This is a genomic window from Thermoplasmatales archaeon, from assembly GCA_014361195.1.
GTDB lineage: Archaea > Thermoplasmatota > E2 > UBA202 > JdFR-43 > JACIWB01.
In genome coordinates, this window is record JACIWA010000002.1 from 26182 (window position 1) to 45754 (window position 19573).

Consider the following 19573-nt stretch of genomic DNA (forward strand, 5'->3'; position numbering starts at 1 on the left):
ATTTCTTAAAAATGAATTTTGATTAAAGAATCTTGGAAAAATTTTAAAATTCTTGAAAGTAATTTAAGGGTTTTACTCATCTGCATTCTAACAGGGAGTGAATCTGACCACTCGCTAACAGCACCGTGCTCATCTTTTGCTCTAACCCTTACAATGTAATTTCCTGATCTCTCCCATGTATGGATTGCGGTGGCTGTTGCCCCACTTTCAAATGGACCAACTTGAGTAATTGCTCCATCTCCCCAATCAAATATGTAGTAGATTTTATCTCCATCTGGATCTGTAGTTGAAGTTTGATAAGTGTATTCTTTTTTTATCTTTACACTTGTTTCTCCAATTGGTCTATCGGGTTTATTTGGTGGCAGAGAAGGTACTCTTAAAATTAAAGTAGGATCCCCAAAGCATTCCCATTCAAGAACTGTTTTATAATCCAAAACTTGTTTCATTCTATAGGTTTGTATGTAACTATTGATTGGCCTAGTCCACATTTCACCTAAAGATGTGGCGCCGTTTTTATAAGCTTTAAAAGTCTCAATTACTATACCTTCATTAAGGCCTTTTGTAACATCTTTACCAACATAGCTCCAGCCCAAGCCAGTTGCCCCAAAAGATGCTATACCCCCACCATTTGGATTTTTAAGCCATGCATAGGAAAAACAACTCTTATCTTTGTTGAACTTGCTAATACTACATGCGCCGGTTATAACTATAGGGAGCTTTTCTCCATTTCTTAGCAATTCTATATCAAAGCTTAAATACCCTCCTGTTGGTTTTGGAAGCCATGTTTCTTCATCATTGTAAGGATGAGTTGCCCATATATTTGTATTTCCGTGTCCAGAAAAATGAATAAATCCCGCACCAGAATTTATAGCATTATTTAATGGCCCTTTCGTAGCTAGGTTATCCTCAGATACCCATACTTTAGTTGATGTAAAATCACTCATTAAATTAATAACATATTTATTCGCATATTCTCCCTCTAGCACATCATTTCCAGTAAAACTGTCACCACCTACTGCTATCAGATGTTTAAACCACTCTTGTGAGTATGCGTTGCTGTTTTCATAGTTGATTATTTTATTGACAATTGTTGCAAGTTCATTGCTATCAATACAAGGTATTCTGGCTAGATGGACATCGGGGTACAAATCCAGTTCATCATCTGTTGGACCCCAATTTATCTCTGCAAAAACATTGTTTTTATTTGTATCCCAGCTAGAGAAAGTACCGTCCCCGCTATAGATATCAGCATAGTAAAGATCTGATACAAATATCTCATTATCATTTTCATATCTAACATGAACTTCTCTCGATGGCACATTTGAACCAACAAGTAAAACACTATAAGTATTCCAGTTCTCAACGGCATTTTTAATGAAGTACTTTATCTGTTCCGCACTATCTCTTCCTTGTCTGTTAAAATATCTTCCGCTTGATATATCATTTAATTTTAAAACTTTTGTAGAAATTCTGCTTTTATGATTAACAAAATTTTGTAAGCTATTTGCAAAAGCATCTTCGCATATAATTACAAAATTGTAAATGTCATCTGTTTCTAAATTAATAAGTAAATTATAGTTTATATTTATCTCTATCTCACTGCACCATTCAACAATCTTATCTTCCTTTCGGTACCTCGCCGGATATACATCTATGCTTAAAAATACCGCTCTTTCATTTCCATTCAAGCCGGTGTGAACAGAGTAACTAAATCATTTGTCTGGATAAATTTTACTCAACAGCTCCGTATTTTTTGTTACTAATTTCCCTGCAACGTTTGCACCTGGTGTTGGTTTTATTTCTGTTTTAAAAGGATAGACAAATTTTCTCGTATACATTGGTAAGATTGGCTTACCTTGAGACATCAAATAGGTGTTTGTCTCGCCAAAATCTATACTTATGTAATCGTTTTCTTCTCTTATCTGTGACTCAGAGAACTCTACTTTTATCCTTTCTATGCTTGTTTTTTCTGATGGCATAGCAAATGCATATACTCCACTAAAAACCAGCATTCCCACCGCCAAAGCCGCTGTTAATCTTTTCACATTTTCCCTCTTTGCTTCATAATAGTAAATTATTATATAAAATTGTTTCTCTATTTGGATGAAGTATATCGCATCTATCAAATCTCCCAACGCATTAGCTAGGTTTGTTGGATTTTACACTAATTGTCCTTCCAGGAAAAACTCCTTACCCTTATATAGCTCTTTAGCAAGAACATAGTTAATTATGAGCCCTGCCTTCATCTCTCCTTCCAGATTATTTCTCAATAATATGGAAAATATTTGCTGAGTAAAAAATTGAAGAAACCAAAGGAATTAATTATTTTCATTTTCTCAACCATAAAAGCATTTCTGTAATTTTTTCCAATGAATAGGAATATTTTTGCTCGCATTTCCAACAGCCTCACATCTCAACAGGGACATTTATTTTTTTTAAAATGAAAAAGAGTTATAAATATCAGAGAATGTATGAAGAATCAAATTTACATAAAATTTTTAAACTAATTGGTATATTCTACGCATGAAAAAAATCGCCCTGATTTTATTTGGAATATTAATTTTTGGAAATGTTTACGGAGGAATTTTTAGCGGTGACGGAAAATTTGTTATTCAATGGGAAAAAAGCTACGGTAGCATATGGTGGTGGTCCGCCCGCTATGAGGGGCCCCAGCCTGTTGGGGATGCGGATAATGATGGGAAAAATGAGTTGCTTATAGGGGGAAGAGATCCTTTCATGAGAGTTATGAAGTGGGATGAGAGAAGGGGCACATATTATGAGCAGGCGAGAATTATTGACCCTGTTTTTGGGATTGGCTACACCTTATTTGGCATTCCTCAGCCATTTGGCTCAGCAACTGGATTTTGTATAGAGGATATAGACAATGACGGAAAAAATGAAATAGGAGTTGCATGGGGTCGCCACTTCTCATTTTTCAAGTGGAATGGATTTAAATATAAAAAAGAAGGAATGTATGTTGTTTATGAAGGACAGAGATGGGGAACAACTCTTGATTGCATAGTGGGAGATTATGACAATGATGGAATAAATGAAGTTATAGTTACAGGAGGATTCAATAATGCTCCTTCGCTTGTTGCTATAAGATGGGATGGGAATAAATTTGTTGAAGAAACAAAATGGGGAAATGAAGCAATATATTTCCCATGGATTGCGGACGTAGATAATGACGGGAAAAATGAAGTTATTGTTGGCCATGGTCGCGAGCTAGTTGTGCTTAAATGGGATGGGGAAAAGTTTGTATCTCATACAATAGAAAAGTTCCAGTATCAAGTTTTTGGATGTGTTGCAAAGGACAGCAATTTGGATGGAATAAATGAAATACATGTAACTTTCTATACCCCTCGTCTTTGCATTTATAAATGGAATGGGGTTGCATATGAAAAAATATTTGATGCTTTTTGGCAGGGTGAAGAAGACACAATAGAGGCAATAGATGTTGGAAATGTTGATAAAGATGAGATGCCAGAAGTTTGTGTAGGAACAGATAAAGTTCATATTTTGCAATGGAATGGAAATAAATATGAGGAGGAATATTTAATAAACGATACCTATGGTCTGCTTGCGGTAACATGTGTAGGGGATTTTGATAATGATGGAATGAATGAAATAAATGCGGGTGCGGTTGGAGTAAGCGCTGGCAAGGATTATAAAGCCTGGATATTTAAGTATTCGGGCCTGTAGCCTAGCGGAAAAGGCGGCAGCCTTCGGAGCTGCAGATCAAGGGTTCAAATCCCTTCAGGCCCGTAGAAGAGATGGATTTTTGCTTTCCATTTTATTAAATTCACGGTGCTTTAAAAGCAAATTTTTTTCCCATAAATTTAGATTTTCATTAAACTTAAAGTTTTATAAGTGGATGCCAAAAACAGGTGAAAAAGAGAAAGATGCGGAAGAAAAAAGGAGAGAAAAATCTTTTCTTCATAATATCTCCTTATTTGGTATCATTTTATTATCTCCAAAAGGCCGCATAGTGGTGTTTTATTCCTCCTAATAGGCCTATTATTTTTTCATAGCATCAATTTTGTATGTAAAGGGCGAGTTAAAGCGTATAGAGGCTCTTACAATGGCTCTGATATGGATCTACATTCTTTTAATTTATATTTCTTTCCCGTTTATTGTATGGTACTATAAAATACTTATAGTGATTTTTATGATATTGGGTTTAATAATGGCTTTAGCTTCTTATCGCCTTTTTAAAAAATATATGGATTTAAAATTTGCATCTGTTTCGGCAGCTTCAGTAGTGATATATATCATTGTGGATTCCTTTCATCTCTACACGTTCCTTAATTTGGATGAAAATGTTGCATTCTGGTTTTTTGGTGCAGTATTTCAGGGTTTTTCAGTGTTACTAGGAGCATTTAGTATATTTTTATTAAGAGAAGGAGAAACTATCGTACGAGAGGAAACTCGAGAGAAGCTGGTAGAATATTTTTTACCTTCTGTACCCTACATTGTGGTAATACTCTTTATTTCAGTTGTATGTCTCCCTTTTTCACCGGTTTTAGTAACAAAAAACCAGTCTTTACTCCTTACGATAATTATTGTATCTATTTTACTGTCGATCTTGACAATCATAGGATTTTTTGGAATTTTTTGGTCGATATTTAAAGAATATTTTATTAAAGAATCTCAAAAGTAATTTTTACCTTAAATATGGAGTTTTTTTTATTCAGCGAAATGCTATTAGACAGCATATAAAGATATATAAATATATCATCAGAAACAAAAGATAGAGATGATTTTGTTTTAATTTTTTGACGAAAACAAGCAAATTTTCCCTAAATATTATCGGAATTAAAAAGACTGTAACCATTGAGAAAGTAACGAGTTTATTATCCCAGAGATAGATTATAAAAAAATTGTGAAGTGAATGAAGGAAAATTGCTACTGGTTACATAGTAAAATGGGGTAAATAGAATAGGTGATGTGGATTAAAGCATTTAATAAAATAAAAACCTCCAACTATGATAAGAAAAGAAAATTGCAAATTATTCTGGATATAAGGCATTTCTCTTAGATATCTTAACCTGAAAATTTTATTAAAATCAATTATAAAAATTGACCAGTAGCCAATCATTTTTAAGCTTTCTTCAACTATTGGAGATATAATTACTATAAACACCGGCAAAAGATTTTCTAAGATATTGTTTATCAAGCAGACGATAAGGAAGACGATTAAACCTATACAAACAATCATTGCATAAAAAAGAATTTTTCTTTCTCTCAGCGAAAGTCTAAAAGATGTTTTCCTCATTATATTTAAGAGATAAAAACATTTGCTTCACCAATAAAATTAAAACATTCTCCTCATTACATAATATGGCTCTTGTTCTTGGTGCGGGGAAGATGGGAAGGGCAATTGCATATGATCTAATGAAGCAAGGTATAGATGTCAGGATATGCGATATAAGGGAAGCGAATATAAAGAATTTTTTTAAAATGAATGTGAGAAATGAGGAAGATTTGGAAAGGGAAATGAAGAAGGAAGATATTGCAATAAGTGCTCTTCCTTATGATTTCAATTACAAAATTGCAAAAATTGCAATAAAAACAAAGACAGATTTTCTTGATTTAGGAGGAAATAGTGAAATCGTAAAAAAGGAGTTAATGCTTGATGATAAAGCTAAAAAAGAGGGAATAAGTATAATACCTGACTGCGGGCTTGCTCCAGGAATGACAAATATAATTGCTTATCATATATGGAATAATTCAAAAGAGGTGCATATTAGGGTTGGTGGCTTGCCTCAAAAACCAAGAGGAGCTCTAAAATATTCCCTATTTTTCTCGGTTCATGGGCTCTTAAATGAATATATAGAGGATTCAATAATAATAAGAGATGGGAAAGTTTGCAGAGTTAAATCTCTTAGTGGAGTAGAAAAAATTCATTTTAGAGGATTTAAAAATTTAGAGGCATTTTATACCCATGGAGGCACATCAACTTTGCTTGAAACAATGAAAGGCGTAAGGGATTTAGATTATAAAACAATAAGATATAGAGGGCATGCAGAAAAAATCAGGGTTTTGAAGGAATTAGGTTTTTTTGAAAAATCCGCAAGAAAATTTACAGAAAAAATTCTTGAGAAAACCCTTTCCAAAGATGAAAAGGATGTTGTTCTCGCTAGAATATATACTGAAAACAATTCTGCGGAGCTTCTGGATTATTATGATGAAAAAGAAAATTTTTCCGCAATGGCAAGGACAACTGGTTTTTCAACATCGATAATTGCAAAGATGGTCATTAATGGAGAAATAGAAAAAGGAGCTAAACCGCCGGAGCTTGCGGTAGATGGAAATAAATTTTTAAAGGAATTGAAGAAAAGAAGAATAATCTGGGAAATTACATGAATATTCTTCTATACTCCTCAACAGTATCCTCAAAAAATTTTTTAACCCCTTCCTGAGTTTTTTGATGGAAAATCATCTCCTTTAAAACATTGAATGGAATTGTTGCTATATCTATTCCTATTTCCGCTATTTCCCTAACCTGGCGGGCATTTCTTATACTGGCCGCAATTATTTTTGTTTTAAAATTATACGCCTTATATATATTTGCTATACTTTTTATCACTTCAACACCGCTGTACAATCCATTATCAGAAAAATATGCTCCAGCTTTCTTCTTATATAATTCAGGTATATTCCCCTCCATTTCAAGCATCTTTTCTTCAACCCTTTTAATCATATTGTAATCATAATAATCCCACTTCCCATACTTTATTCCAAGCTTATCTCTTATATAATCATCAATTCTCCCAACAAACGGGCTGACATAGCTTGCTCCCGCCCTCGCAACCAGCAGGGCCTGGGTCGGGCTCATAACAAGCGTCGCATTTGTTCTTATTCCCTCTTCTTCAAGCCTCTTTATTGCTTTTATTCCTTCAAATGGCTCATCATTTGATGTAGAAATTGGAATCTTTATCACAACATTACCTTTTTCATTAAATTTTTTATCCAAAATCTTTGCCTCCTTCACCATCTCATCTTCCTTAAATCCCTTTACTTCCAAGCTCACTGGTCCATCCACAATTCTGCAAATTTCCCTTATATATTCTTCCATCTCCATCTTATCTTTGAATTTTTCAAAAGCTATCTTAATTAGGGTAGGATTTGTAGTTACTCCATCAACAATGCCCCACTTTTTTGCCTCCTTTATTTCATCTATATCAGCGGTATCAATAAATATTTTCATGATTTGGAAAAAATAAAAAAGATATATATTTTGTTATTTCAAGTGTTTTTTCCTTTCCTCGGTTTGATATTTTTCTGGATTTTCCAGATAATCTGATATTAATTCATATTCCTCCTCACTCATCTCTTCCCTCAACCATTCAATATTATCCTTGAATTTTATAAGCGAATGAATTTTTACTCCATATTTATTTGCTGTTTCCTCCGCTCCCTGTTGCCTATCTATTATAACCGCAACATTCTCACATTTAATTTTGCAATTTCTTTTCTTTGCCTCTTCTTCAAGCTGTTTTATTGCATTTAACTTGCTGTCAAATTTTGTTACAACATCGTCAATCGCTATGAAATTATCTCCATCTTTTATTTCCCCCTCAACCAAAGAATGTTCTCCATAGCTTGCAGAATCTTTTCTTGTATAGCACATAGGTAGCATTGAATGCAGGCTAACAGAAGTTGCTATAGGTATGCCCGCCATTGCTATGCCCAGGATTTTATTCCCTTTTCCTTTTATTTTCTCCGCTATTAATTTTCCAGAAAAATTCAGTAAATCAGGATGGGAAGGAAGATTTCTGAACTGAATATAGAATGGTGACCAAATTCCAGATAAAAGAATCCACCCTTCAGGCCTGTCTCTTTTCCATGTTTTTATAAGTCCTCTTTTGTAAAATTCTATGAAAATTTCTCTTTCATTCAAATTCTATCACCTCCTTGGCAAATAATTTTGCGGATTTTTCTATATCATCGCTATCATATATTGAAGAACCAACAATTGCATATGAAGGATAGCCAAGAAGCAGGCGAAATGCTTTTTTTATCTCCCCTCCTTGCCTCCCTATGCCGGGCATGCAGTATTTTGGCTCGTTCATCATATTTGCTATGATCATATGGTATTTTTTTATCGCCTCCTCCTTATTTCCTGGAAGGATAAAGTACTCTACTTTCTTCCTCACCGCAATTTCATATATTTTTGAAGGAGCGCTATCCACTATAAACCCGCCATTTTCATACAAATATTTTTCATGGGTCATCTCCCCTCCAACCATTGGCACCATTTCATTCCTGAATATTGCATCTATAAAAGCCTCCTCGCTTTTTGGGCCCGCCTGCGGGAATATGATCACGCCCTTCACGCCCGCCTCCTTGCAAGCTTTGGCGAATTTATCCGCTATCTGGGGAATATCTGTGCCAGCCTTTTGATGATCATAAATAACTGGTAGCTGGAAATCTATTTCTTCCATTATATTTTTTAGCCCGTATTTCAGGGCAAGATTTGCCCCTATTTTATAACCAACAATTCCCTCTATGCCCTGGGTTTTTTCAACGACTTCTTTCAATTTTTTTAGCTCCTCGACATCACATGCAATTATCACGCCATGCCTTTTTTCGAACATAAACATAAATATGAGCACATTTATAATCTCTTCCGAAAAATTTTTTTCCAAAAATTTAATTTTTAATATGGAAATAAAAGTAGGGAACATTGATGAAGATAAATATAGCAGGCTTAAATTGTATGAATGGTTTGATATAGAAAAAGTAAGGATTGTAAAAGTTCTTGTTGTTGGAGCGGGGGCTCTGGGCAATGAAGTTTGCAAAAATTTAGTATTGTCAGGATATAAAAATATAGATATTGTAGATGCGGATAAAATAGTTATTTCAAATTTGAGCAGATGTATTTTTTTCAATGAAAAAGATAGGGGGAAATTTAAAGCGGAAATTCTCGCAAAAAGATTAAATAGAATAGAGAAAGATGCTAAAATAAGATATTTTAATAAGAAAATAGAAGAAATGCAGGAGAAATTTATTCCATCTCACGATTTGGTTATTGGATGCGTTGATAACATTGAAGCTCGCCTCCACATCAATTCATTTTGCTATCTTTATGAAATTCCTTATATAGATGGGGCAATAGATGGACAAATAGGAAAAGTTCAGGTTGTTTTTCCCCCTCATACAAGCTGTTTTGAATGCTATATAAATTCAACACATGAAGAGATATTGAAAAAAAGATTCAGTTGCACAGGGAATGGAATAAAGTATTTTGAGCCAAAAATTGCATCTGATATAAATACCGCAAGCATAATTGCATCTTTCCAAGTTCAAGAAGCATTAAAAATTACTCATTCCATGGAAAATTACATAAGAAATATTTTTTATTATGATGGATCCAGAAACTTTTTTGATATCTTTGAGCTTCCGATAAGCAAGAAATGCAATTGCCACAAAAAATTTATTTATTGAATTTGCATTTATTGATGATTTTTGGGGAGAAAATGAAAGATGTATTCCATAACTTACTGGGCTCAGAAAGCATTTTCAAGAACAGGGAAGTTTTATCTCATTCCTATATTCCAGAAATCTTGCCACATAGAGAAAAACAAATTGAGGAGTTAGCAAAAATACTTGCCCCAGCTTTAAGAGGAGAAAATCCTTCAAATGTTTTTATTTATGGAAAAACTGGTACTGGAAAAACTGCGGTTGCAAAATTTATGGGAAAGCAAATCGTTAAGAAAGGAGAAGAGCTAGGAGTTCCAACAAGTTTTGTTTACATAAATTGTGAAATTGTAGATACCCAGTACAGGATTTTGCAAAACATTTCAAATCATTTCATTAAGAAATGGGAAGAGCGTGTTCCTTTTACTGGATGGCCAACAGATGAAGTTTATTCAAAACTTGTAGAAACAATAGATAGGGCGGGAGGAGTAACAATAATAGTGCTTGATGAAGTAGATAAAGTAAAAGATGATGAAGTTTTATATAATCTATCCCGCATAAATTATGACTTAAAAAAAGCAAAAGCATCAATAATTGGCGTATCAAATGATTTGAAATTCACTGAATTCCTCGACCCGAGAATAAAATCCTCTCTCGGCCAGGAAAATATTGTTTTCCCTCCATATACTGCGGATGAGCTTGCGGATATACTAAGAGAGAGAGCAACAATAGCCCTTAAAGAAGGCGCTCTCGAAGAAAATGTAATTCCCCTCTGCTCCGCGCTCGCCGCCCAGGAGCACGGCGACGCAAGGCGCGCTCTCGATCTGCTTCGTGTGGCTGCGGAAATTGCGGAAAGGGAAGGGGAGAAAAAGGTTACGGAAAGACATGTGAAAATTGCGGAAAATAAAATAGAGCTTGACAGGGTTAGTGAAATTGTAAGGACATTGCCGGTTCAATCAAAAATCGTGCTCATGGCTGCGATAATAGGAAATGAATTTTATGATGACTTGACCACTGGCGATTTATATGAAATATATAAAGATTTATGCAAAATGTCGGGCTTGGGTGCTTTAACCCAAAGGAGGGTTGCTGATTTAATATCTGAACTTGATATGCTCGGAATAATAACCGCGAGAGTGATTTCTAAAGGGAGATATGGAAGGACAAGGGAAATAGAGGTTTTTTCTCCAGATAAAATAAAGGAGACAATTGAAAAAAGCGGTGATTTACCAGATTTAACATCTTATAAGCCAAAGTTACAAAACTTATTAAGTTTTAATATTAAAAAATGAAAGGGTTAGAAGTTTATTATAAACACGCTTATTCTTTCCTCTGCTGTTTGGCCAATGCTATCAGAGGCAATTACTTTTATTTCATGTGTTCCTATAATAAACTCATCCCATAGCCATGAATATGGTTCACTTGTATCAGTGAATTTAAGCACACCATCTATGTAGAATTCTACTTTTGCTATTCCTATGCTTGAACTTGCGGTTGCTTCAACTGTTATTCCTCCAATTATTACCGGCATTGGCAATGGAATTATTTCTCTATCAAAGATATATAAAGCATTTCTTGGTTTGGTTATGCTCACTGTTGGTGGGCTTGGCATGCCTATTGTAAATGTTCCATCGCTTGTATCACTTGCAACATTTCCCGCATTATCCTTTGCAACTACTTTAACCATGTAATTGCTTCCATATGGCAAGCCTGCAACATTCCAGTTATATGAACCAGTATTTGGAATATTGCTTGCTATAACATTCCATGTTAAGCCAGCATCTCCGCTATATAGCAAGTCAATCCCTGCAATTCCTATATTATCGCTTGCTGTCCATCTTATTGTTATAATGCCACCTAAGGTTTCTCCACCATTTGGATAAATTACTCTTACACTTGGCTTTGTCTTATCTATCTTGAATGTTGTAATCTTTGCTGGTGTTTCAGTTATGCATGCATTGCTTACCGAATAATATTCAATTGTGTGAGTTCCTTCTGCGGAAAATGTAATTGGTGCGGTATATTTCTGCCATGAACCTCCATCGATGCGATAATATGTTTCTTTAACTCCGCATATGTATGCATTTGCTACAAGCTTGATTGTTACATCACTTGTATACCATCCATTCTCTCCAAGCAATCCATCTATTATGCAGGTTGTTACTGGCATTGAGTATGCTATTCCAAATGTGCATGATTTAACTTGCTCAGTGCTTCCAAGAGTATCTACTGAATAGTATTCAACTGTATATAGTCCTTCAGTTGAAACAGTTACTGGTGAAGTATAATTCTGCCATGCTCCTCCATTTATTCTATATCTTGTATATGCAACTCCTGGCACATCTGTTGCGGATAGAGATATTGTAACTGGTCCAACATACCAGTTATTGCATCCAAGTGGCCCAAAGCAACTGCATGTTGTAACTGGTGGCTCATTGTATGTGCTCATTGTTGCTTCCTTTGCATCATTTGCAGGATTTTCATCTCCCGCAAGCAATGTTGTTACATTTATTATATACACACTGTTTTCTTCGGCAGTAAATGGCGGGAATGTTATCTCTTTTTCCGCCATGAATACCAAATTATTTACTGACAATGTTTCGGAATATATAACAGAGCCCATTCCAATTTTTGTTATTTCAACATCATCAATGTACCATCCTTCCAAGGTTCCTGAGGAATCACTCGTAAATATAAATGCAATATTTATCTTATGTGTTGTTGCATTTATATAAGATGTTATATCGACTTCTTCCTCTTTCCACCCACCAGATGAGCCTGTATATCTTTTTATTACATAGAATGTATAATTATCCGGACTTGCACAAACATATGCATAATCTCGGTTGCTCTCCAAGTTACACCACTGCTTCCATTTTAACAAAGCTTGTGTTGTATCTGATAAATCCAACTTTGGAGATATTAAAAAGTCAACCATGTTATTTTCATATTGCCCGGTTGTTTCATTTCCACAGTACCAAGAATGATTCTGGCTCGCATATCTCCTTGTACTTATATGCCAGAGATCCACTCCAGATGTAATACCGTGTGTCCAGTTATTTTCACCACTTTCGATATCATCCTGCATTACAACAACCTTCCCCAACCCATAGATAGTACATACGACATCGAAGGTTGCTGACAGCGTACCATAATTTTTAACTGTCGCTCTAACAGCATAGTCTCCTGGCTGATAAATTCCTGGGGTCGGATAATTTATTGCTGAAACCCCGACATCGTAAAAATTACATATTTTAACAATCGAGGATTTTACATTATTTAATATGTTCTCGTCTCCGCTCATTAATGTTTTTACAACCAATATGTAATCTCCTTCAGTTGAAAAATTACAAGGACTAAATTGTACATATGTTGTATTATACGAATTTATCAAACTAACTATTTTTTCTTCTCCGAATACTAGATTCAAAGTATTTATGGATATATCATCCATATATAATGTTGCACCTGATGTACTAAGAGAATGATGATAGAATCTTATAGCTATATTTTGGTTAGCATAAGGTGTTAAATCAGCAACAAATTGATACCATGTGTATGAACTCATTGCACTAATAGAAGAGTTATCTAATTCAAATATAGTTGTCCAAGGTCCATTTTGAGTTGCTCCAACATCAACATGCAAATATTCACCAGGAAGTGCTGTACGGGAAAGTCTCAATAACCAAAATACCAAAGCGTAATTCCCCTCTCCTAAAGAAATAACAGGAGTCACCAAGTATCTATCTCCCCCAGTAGCAGCGTATGAATAAGCAGCCCATATACCGCTATGCTGGTATATCTGACCACGCAACCATCCTCCATCAGCCCCGCCATTAAGCCAGCCAACGGGCGGAAATGATTCTTCAAATCCTTCGCTGAATAGCAATGTATTGAATTGATATATTGAGCAATTTACTGGCACATTTGCCTTATTTACATTTCCAAAGTTCTTTACTGTTGCATTAACCGCATGGCTTCCAGTTGGCGCAACCGCGGGTGGATAATTGATTGATGTTACACCTACATCATCTATATCATTTATTATCACAGTTATTTCCTTGTAATCATTGCTGTTATCCTCATCGTTTGTTAGCTTTGTTGTTACATTTATCTTGTATGTATCCTCAATGCTTACTGTCCATGGGTCAAATACTACATATGTTTGCTGTCCAACATTCAAGCCAGAAACTGATTTTTCATTTGTGAATACAATTGCATCCGTTGAATTTCTTATTGTGCAATTTACAGTAAATGCTCCTACTGGAACATTTCCAAAGTTCATAACTGTTGCATTTACCGCATAGCTTCCTGTAAATTGTGTTCCTGTTGGATAATTAATTGAAACAACCCCAACATCATAAAGATTATTTATATCCACTAATATTTCCTTGTAATCATTATCCGGATTTTCGTCTCCAGTAACCAATACCGTAACATTTATCCTATATACATCTTCCACCAAAGTGCTCCAATCAGAAAATTCTACATATCTCTCTTCGTTACCCATCAAAGAGGAAATTATTACTTCTTCGCCAAATACAATTGCATTCGTTGAATTTCTTATTGTGCAATTTACCTTCACATCTGTTAGGTTTGCTGCTCCGACATTCTTTACTGTTGCATTTACTTTGAATGATGTACCTGGCAGATATATTCCTTGTATCGGCGAGTTGATTGATTTAACTTCCGCATCATATACACCTTGCAGGAATACAATTGTTGTTGTGTAATCATTACTCTGGAATTCGTCTCCAATAAGCAATGTTGTTACATTTATTAAATAGTTTCCGGCACCAGTTGTAATGCTCCATGAACCAAATTCAATAAGTGTTTCCTCCCCAGCATTTAGGAGTGCGCATATTTCATCATCCCCAAATACATAACTATATGTGGGTGTCCCCACCAGCCTGATGTTATCTACTTCCCAATACCATGCCCATGTTCCACTATCATTATAATACCATCTTATCCATACCCTTGACTGCCCTGCTGCATAAGCGGATATATCATATGTCATGTGTCCATAGGTTGTTGAAGTGAAGTTTGCTATTGTTATCCATGGGTTGGCTGTTGAGCCAACTCTTATATCAACCCTTCCCCATGAGCCAGAAGAGTGATAATAATAATGATCAAATTCAAGTATAACTCCTGTCTGTGAAGCGAAATTCAACTCTGGAGTTATTAATTGCTCATCCATGTATTTTGTTCCCGAACCAAATGCATCGCTATCAACAATCATAAATTTGCCATCGCATCCATCTTTTGCTCCTTTATTTCCTGGGTCTTTATCTGTCCAAGTTGCAGGTATGCTTGTTCCAGGATAAACATCATCTGTTCCTCCATCAACAATCGTCCAACCAGATGGCAGACCAGACTCGAAGTTTTCGAAAAAGAGCTGTGTTCCTGAAATTAATTTATAGATTGAACAATTTACCCGAAAATCTGATTGCGGAATATTTCCAAAATTCTTTATTGTTGCAATCGCTCTAATTTCTGGAGGAGATGGAACTGAAATTGTCCCGGTTGGGTAATTAATTGATGTTGCTCCTAAATCGTCTATATTCCATATTTTTGTTATTATTGAGCTTGTATCATTTCCTTTAATTTCATCAGTTAAAAGATTTGTTTTTACAACTATTAAGTAATCTCCTTCTTCTGCAAAGTTATATGAGCTAAATTCAATATATTTTTCCTCATCAGCATTTAAATTAACTGTTTTATCTTCCCCAGACACAAAATTTGTACTGTAAATAACTATATCATCTATCCTTACAGCTGAAGCAGAAGGTACTCCTGCTGTGCGAGATTGAAATCTTATATAGATAGTACTTCCATTATATTGAGATAAATCCACGGTGAATTTATACCATACATTATTCAGCATTCCTTGCAGGATATCGTAATTAATGTCAAGTAAAGTCACCCACGGCCCGGTTGAGGTATAGCCTACATCAACATGTAAATACTGTCCATTTCCTAAATTATTTCCATCTTTTCTTGCCCAGAAATCAAGCAGGAAATTTCCACTCCCAAGAGAAATCGCGGGCGTAGTTAAATTGTAATAATTAATTACGCTGCTTGACGAGGATGCAGAATAGTTTCCTGTATGATTTGCTGCAGAGCTACGAGACCATCCTTGATTAGCCCAACCAGAAGGTGGCCATGTGCCTTCGAAACTTTCATTAATTATAACCGTGTTTATCTTATATATTGAACAATTCACTGGAATGCTCGATTGATCCACATTTCCAAAGTTCTTAACGCTTACATTAACAACATAGCTTCCAGCTGGTAGTACTGAAACTGGATAACTAATTTTTGTTATACCCATGTCATATATATCTCTTACCTCGAATGTTGTTTCCTTGTAATTATTGGCTGCATTTTCATCGGGTGGTGAAGTCCAGTTTGTTGTTACATTTAATATGTAATAGCTCTCGCTAAATGTCACCGAGCTAAATTCTATAGGTTTTTCCTCTCCAGAATTTAAATTAATTGTTCTATCCTCCCAAAACATTAATTCAGGATAGTATAAGAGAACATCATCTATATGGATAGTTGCTCCAGACCCAGTTGCATAATGATTAAATTCTATGGAAACGGTGCTACCAGCATAAGGAGACAAATCAATGCTAAACTTGTACCACTTTCCCCTGGTCATTCCGTTTAGAGTGGAATATCCTATACTCAATAATTTTATCCAACCACCACCTTGATTTATGCTAATATTCACATATTGATTTGCATTTGGGGTCGCTGTCCTCAACATCCAAAACTCCAAGATATATTTTTTATTTAAAAGAGAGATGCCTGATGTCCTTAAATATTTATTTCCCGCTGACGCTGATGAATAAATCGAGTTATTACCTCCACCATGCTCGTAATTCTGACGTAAATTCCATCCGCTATTAGTCCATCCAGCAGGTGGAAATGCTCCTTCAAATCCCTCATTTATTACATTTATTATTTGATATATCGAACAATTTACTGGAACATTGCTTAGAGGAACTGTTCCATAGTTCTTTACTGTTGCATTTACTTTATGTGTTTTTGTTGTTGTAATTATTCCTGTTGGATAGTTAATTGATTTAACCCCTGCATCATATATATCATTTATCTCGAGAGTAATATTTTTATAATCATTTGTTGTATCCTCATCTCCCGCTATGCTTGTTGAAACATTTATTGCATAATTTCCTTCTGTTGCAAAGTTATATGGACTGAATTCAACATATTCAAACTCTCCAGCATTCAAATCAATTGTTTTATTCTCACCAAAGACAAGAGTATATGTAGGTGTTGGCTCGGTTATTATCTGATATATTGAGCAATTTACATTTATTCCTGTCTGGTGTGTATTTCCAAAGTTCTTTATTGTTGCATTAACCGCATGGCTTCCAGTATTCACTGTTCCAGTTGGATAATTAATTGTTTCAACTCCAACATCAGCTAAGTCATTTACTTCCACTGTTATATTCTGATAGTTATTCTTTGGATACTCATCTTCAAATTCAGTTAGTTTTACTGTTACATTTATTGCATATAGTCCTTCAACGCTTACACTCCATGGAGCAAATTCAACAAATGTCTGCTTTCCGGAATCGAGACTTATTGTTTTTTCATCATAATGAACAAGCTGTGCATCATATGAATAAACAATTACATCATCAACATACATTCCTTCGGAATTATTAAAGGCGTCTGATACAAATGTGAATTTAATTCTAACCTGATTTGTTAAATTAACATATGCCTCTATTGGCACATGCCATACCTGCCAAAACGGGGTATAAAGCATGTTTGTTTTTACCTGAACCCATGTTGAACCATTATTATCGCTAAGATATATTGTTCCATAGTCCCTATATTCACGATAAAATTCTCCATCTACCCAATACCAGAATTCAAGCATTGCATGATTTAATCCACTTAAATCAATTGGCTTTGAAATAATGCTATCATTTGCATTTGCCCTATATGATGCTTCATCTGTACATTTGAATGAATGAGTTGGGCTATTATATCTTGCTGTTGATATTGTCCAGGTATGACCGTCACCATTTCCATCTATCACTGTCCAATTTGCGGAGCCACTTTCCATATCATCATAGAAATGAACAACTTTTGTTAATTTATATATTGAAAGATTTACATCAAAATTATTCTGATTATTTAGTCCTGTATTTTCAATTGTTGCATTTACAGTATATGTTCCTGTTGCAATAATTTCTCCATCTTTTGGTTCATTTATACTCTTTGCTCTTACATCATTATTATGCACAAATCCTTGCTTGATTTTAATTTCTGGATCACCGAGTAGATTTAATTCATAATAGCACCATCTCATACAATTCTGCTGTAGGCGATATAAATTATCTTCTTTTGAGTCCTGATTCGCCTTTCCTATTTCTCTTATATTTTCCCCATATACCGCATCAAAGAATTCCCTGTCATAAGCCTGAGATGCACCATCTGTACTCCTTTTAGTAGCCCATCCATAGTTTGCATTCATTATAACCGCAAATGCCCCGTGTTCTGACGTAACAAGTTCTTCCCCAATACAATCATCTTGAGTAAATTCACCAGCAAAGCATCCTTGAGAATATAAGATAAAATATCTTGTATTTCTAAGCTGGATAACATCCGGGATATAAAATCTCATTACATTATCATAGCTTGCATGTCCTAAGTGATTTACTATGTGTATTCCGGAATTTATTACATTCGCCAAGTCTCCTGCCGACCAAGTATATGTTGTACTATCATATAATGTGATTATATTATATTCATCCCCTGGAATACCAACTGTATAATAGCCATTTGCATTTGAACCATTTCTCATCTCTTCTTTATAACTTGAACCATAATCTGCAATTCCTCCTCCTCCAATGTATTCAGCACAAAACAGGACATTATGCAAATATGAATCCTCCGATGTATCATATTCAAGTGTTTTCCTTACAAAGTTCGCAAGTTCTACTGCATTATCAACAGGTGCTCTTCCAACATATACTTCCGCCCTCAAATCTACTTCTTTCCCTCCTTCTCCATCATTTGGTTCGCCCCATTTATCATCTCCATCATAGTTATAGCTTCCATCAAGACATGCATAGTATAAATCGCACGGGATATAATCTGTAAGACCTCCTGCATACGTCTGAACCCATAACTTTCTCACTGGAATTACTTCTCTTCCATCATCCGCATCTCCTCCAAGCAAAACATACTGGGTATGCCATTCCTGATATGCCCATTTTATGAAATTCCTTATTTTTTCTGCATTATCTACTCCCGCAAAGTTTGAATATATCCATTCAACTGTTACAATTGTTGCATTCATTCCCTTTGCAATTTTTGAATTCATTAAAGTGGTGAAATTGTATGTTCCAGGTGTATTTTTCAATGCTTCTGTTGTTATAATAACATATTCACAGCTATGGCTCGGATTTAATGGATAAGTTAAAACTTCTCTTGGATTATCAACCGTTTTTGTAACAATTTCTCTATCTTCTTCAATTCCTCTGAATAGCTCATTTACCTGCCCATCTTTCAATTCAACAACAAGCTCCATAATTGGATATAGATATAGTTCTTGAGTTGATGGATTCCATTGAACTGGATAAAGATTTATTGTAACTATTGGAAAACCACGCATATATTGAGTTGTTACTTCCTTGTATAGATAGCCAGGATATACCTCACTTGATTTATATATTTTTTCATTTTCTTCTATTTCTGGAATTTCATCGCTTCCTATTTTAACTGGCGGTAGCTTTGGAGCCAATTTTGCTTTTCCAATTAAAACTGGCTCTCCCGCGTTAACTTTTATTTCCTTTACTTCTGTTCCATAAGGAAGTAATACATTCACTGGCTTAACAGGTATTTCTGGCTCACCCGCATTTCCTGTTTTTGGCAAATCCATGGCAACGCTTGCATAGTTTTCTCCTGCAAGAAATACATTTTCAAGCCTTGGCTTTATGAAATCAAATTTCATTCTTATTGGCTGTTTTATTACTTCATCTTTTGTTATTGTTTCAAAAGAGTACGCAACCGGGTTTATGGAAGTCATTAATAAAAACAACACCACACACGCGCTTATTCCTATCCTTTTTCCTTTCATTTTTATTCGCCTCCTATTTATGAGGAG

General features: G+C 35.0%; 11 protein-coding genes and 1 tRNA gene. 6 read left to right on the forward strand and 6 right to left on the reverse strand.

Annotated features, from left to right (window positions below; all coding sequences use genetic code 11):
* Positions 1 to 5: 5 nt before the first annotated feature.
* Positions 6 to 1688 carry a PKD domain-containing protein gene (locus tag H5T44_01550; protein ID MBC7080925.1) on the reverse strand — a complete coding sequence of 561 codons (1683 nt, stop codon included), beginning with the start codon at positions 1686 to 1688 and terminating at the stop codon, positions 6 to 8.
* Positions 1689 to 1712: 24 nt separating this feature from the next.
* Positions 1713 to 2126 carry a hypothetical protein gene (locus H5T44_01555; protein MBC7080926.1) on the reverse strand — a complete coding sequence of 138 codons (414 nt, stop codon included), beginning with the start codon at positions 2124 to 2126 and terminating at the stop codon, positions 1713 to 1715.
* Positions 2127 to 2523: 397 nt separating this feature from the next.
* Here H5T44_01555 and H5T44_01560 point away from each other — a divergent pair, with 397 nt between their 5' ends.
* From H5T44_01560 to H5T44_01575, 4 genes are all read left to right on the forward strand, one after another.
* Positions 2524 to 3702 carry a hypothetical protein gene (locus H5T44_01560; GenBank protein MBC7080927.1) on the forward strand — a complete coding sequence of 393 codons (1179 nt, stop codon included), beginning with the start codon at positions 2524 to 2526 and terminating at the stop codon, positions 3700 to 3702.
* A tRNA-Arg gene (locus tag H5T44_01565) sits at positions 3693 to 3765 on the forward strand. The genes H5T44_01560 and H5T44_01565 overlap by 10 nt, the downstream gene beginning before the upstream one ends.
* Positions 3766 to 4168: 403 nt before the next feature.
* On the forward strand, positions 4169 to 4660 hold the full coding sequence (locus H5T44_01570; GenBank protein ID MBC7080928.1) for a hypothetical protein: 492 nt from the start codon (positions 4169 to 4171) through the stop codon (positions 4658 to 4660).
* Positions 4661 to 5340: 680 nt separating this feature from the next.
* Positions 5341 to 6366 (forward strand): saccharopine dehydrogenase NADP-binding domain-containing protein, encoded by a 1026-nt coding sequence (locus tag H5T44_01575; GenBank protein MBC7080929.1) that lies wholly within the window; start codon positions 5341 to 5343, stop codon positions 6364 to 6366.
* On the opposite strand, the gene H5T44_01580 is transcribed toward H5T44_01575, so the two are convergent.
* The 3 genes from H5T44_01580 to H5T44_01590 are packed head-to-tail and all read right to left on the reverse strand — an operon-like array spanning position 6359 to position 8600.
* Entirely contained in the window at positions 6359 to 7210 is an 852-nt protein-coding gene (locus H5T44_01580) for a transaldolase (protein MBC7080930.1), read from the reverse strand. The two genes, H5T44_01575 and H5T44_01580, sit on opposite strands and share 8 nt — an antisense overlap.
* 33 nt (positions 7211 to 7243) lie before the next feature.
* On the reverse strand, positions 7244 to 7903 hold the full coding sequence (locus tag H5T44_01585) for a hypothetical protein (GenBank protein ID MBC7080931.1): 660 nt from the start codon (positions 7901 to 7903) through the stop codon (positions 7244 to 7246).
* The gene (locus H5T44_01590) at positions 7896 to 8600 is read right to left on the reverse strand and encodes an orotidine 5'-phosphate decarboxylase (GenBank protein ID MBC7080932.1); all 705 of its coding nucleotides are present in this window, start codon (positions 8598 to 8600) and stop codon (positions 7896 to 7898) included. The genes H5T44_01585 and H5T44_01590 overlap by 8 nt, the downstream gene beginning before the upstream one ends.
* 67 nt (positions 8601 to 8667) lie before the next feature.
* On the opposite strand from H5T44_01590, the gene H5T44_01595 reads away from it, so the two are divergent.
* Both H5T44_01595 and H5T44_01600 read left to right on the forward strand, forming a co-directional pair.
* Positions 8668 to 9450: a ThiF family adenylyltransferase gene (locus H5T44_01595; protein MBC7080933.1), complete on the forward strand. Its 783-nt coding sequence runs from the start codon at positions 8668 to 8670 to the stop codon at positions 9448 to 9450.
* Between the two features lie 14 nt (positions 9451 to 9464).
* Positions 9465 to 10715 carry an ORC1-type DNA replication protein gene (locus H5T44_01600; GenBank protein ID MBC7080934.1) on the forward strand — a complete coding sequence of 417 codons (1251 nt, stop codon included), beginning with the start codon at positions 9465 to 9467 and terminating at the stop codon, positions 10713 to 10715.
* 5 nt (positions 10716 to 10720) lie between these two features.
* On the opposite strand, the gene H5T44_01605 is transcribed toward H5T44_01600, so the two are convergent.
* Positions 10721 to 19546, reverse strand: a complete 8826-nt coding sequence (locus H5T44_01605; GenBank protein MBC7080935.1) for a choice-of-anchor J domain-containing protein — start codon at positions 19544 to 19546, stop codon at positions 10721 to 10723.
* Positions 19547 to 19573 lie beyond the last annotated feature (27 nt).

Excerpts from the sequence above, each read along its gene's own strand:
- H5T44_01560 (MBC7080927.1), top strand. The coding sequence starts at position 2,524 with ATGAAAAAAATCGCCCTGATTTTATTTGGAATATTAATTTTTGGAAAT.
- H5T44_01570 (MBC7080928.1), top strand. The coding sequence starts at position 4,169 with ATGATATTGGGTTTAATAATGGCTTTAGCTTCTTATCGCCTTTTTAAA.
- H5T44_01575 (MBC7080929.1), top strand. The coding sequence starts at position 5,341 with ATGGCTCTTGTTCTTGGTGCGGGGAAGATGGGAAGGGCAATTGCATAT.
- H5T44_01580 (MBC7080930.1), bottom strand. The coding sequence starts at position 7,210 with ATGAAAATATTTATTGATACCGCTGATATAGATGAAATAAAGGAGGCA.
- H5T44_01590 (MBC7080932.1), bottom strand. The coding sequence starts at position 8,600 with ATGTTCGAAAAAAGGCATGGCGTGATAATTGCATGTGATGTCGAGGAG.
- H5T44_01595 (MBC7080933.1), top strand. The coding sequence starts at position 8,668 with ATGGAAATAAAAGTAGGGAACATTGATGAAGATAAATATAGCAGGCTT.
- H5T44_01600 (MBC7080934.1), top strand. The coding sequence starts at position 9,465 with ATGATTTTTGGGGAGAAAATGAAAGATGTATTCCATAACTTACTGGGC.
- H5T44_01605 (MBC7080935.1), bottom strand. The coding sequence starts at position 19,546 with ATGAAAGGAAAAAGGATAGGAATAAGCGCGTGTGTGGTGTTGTTTTTA.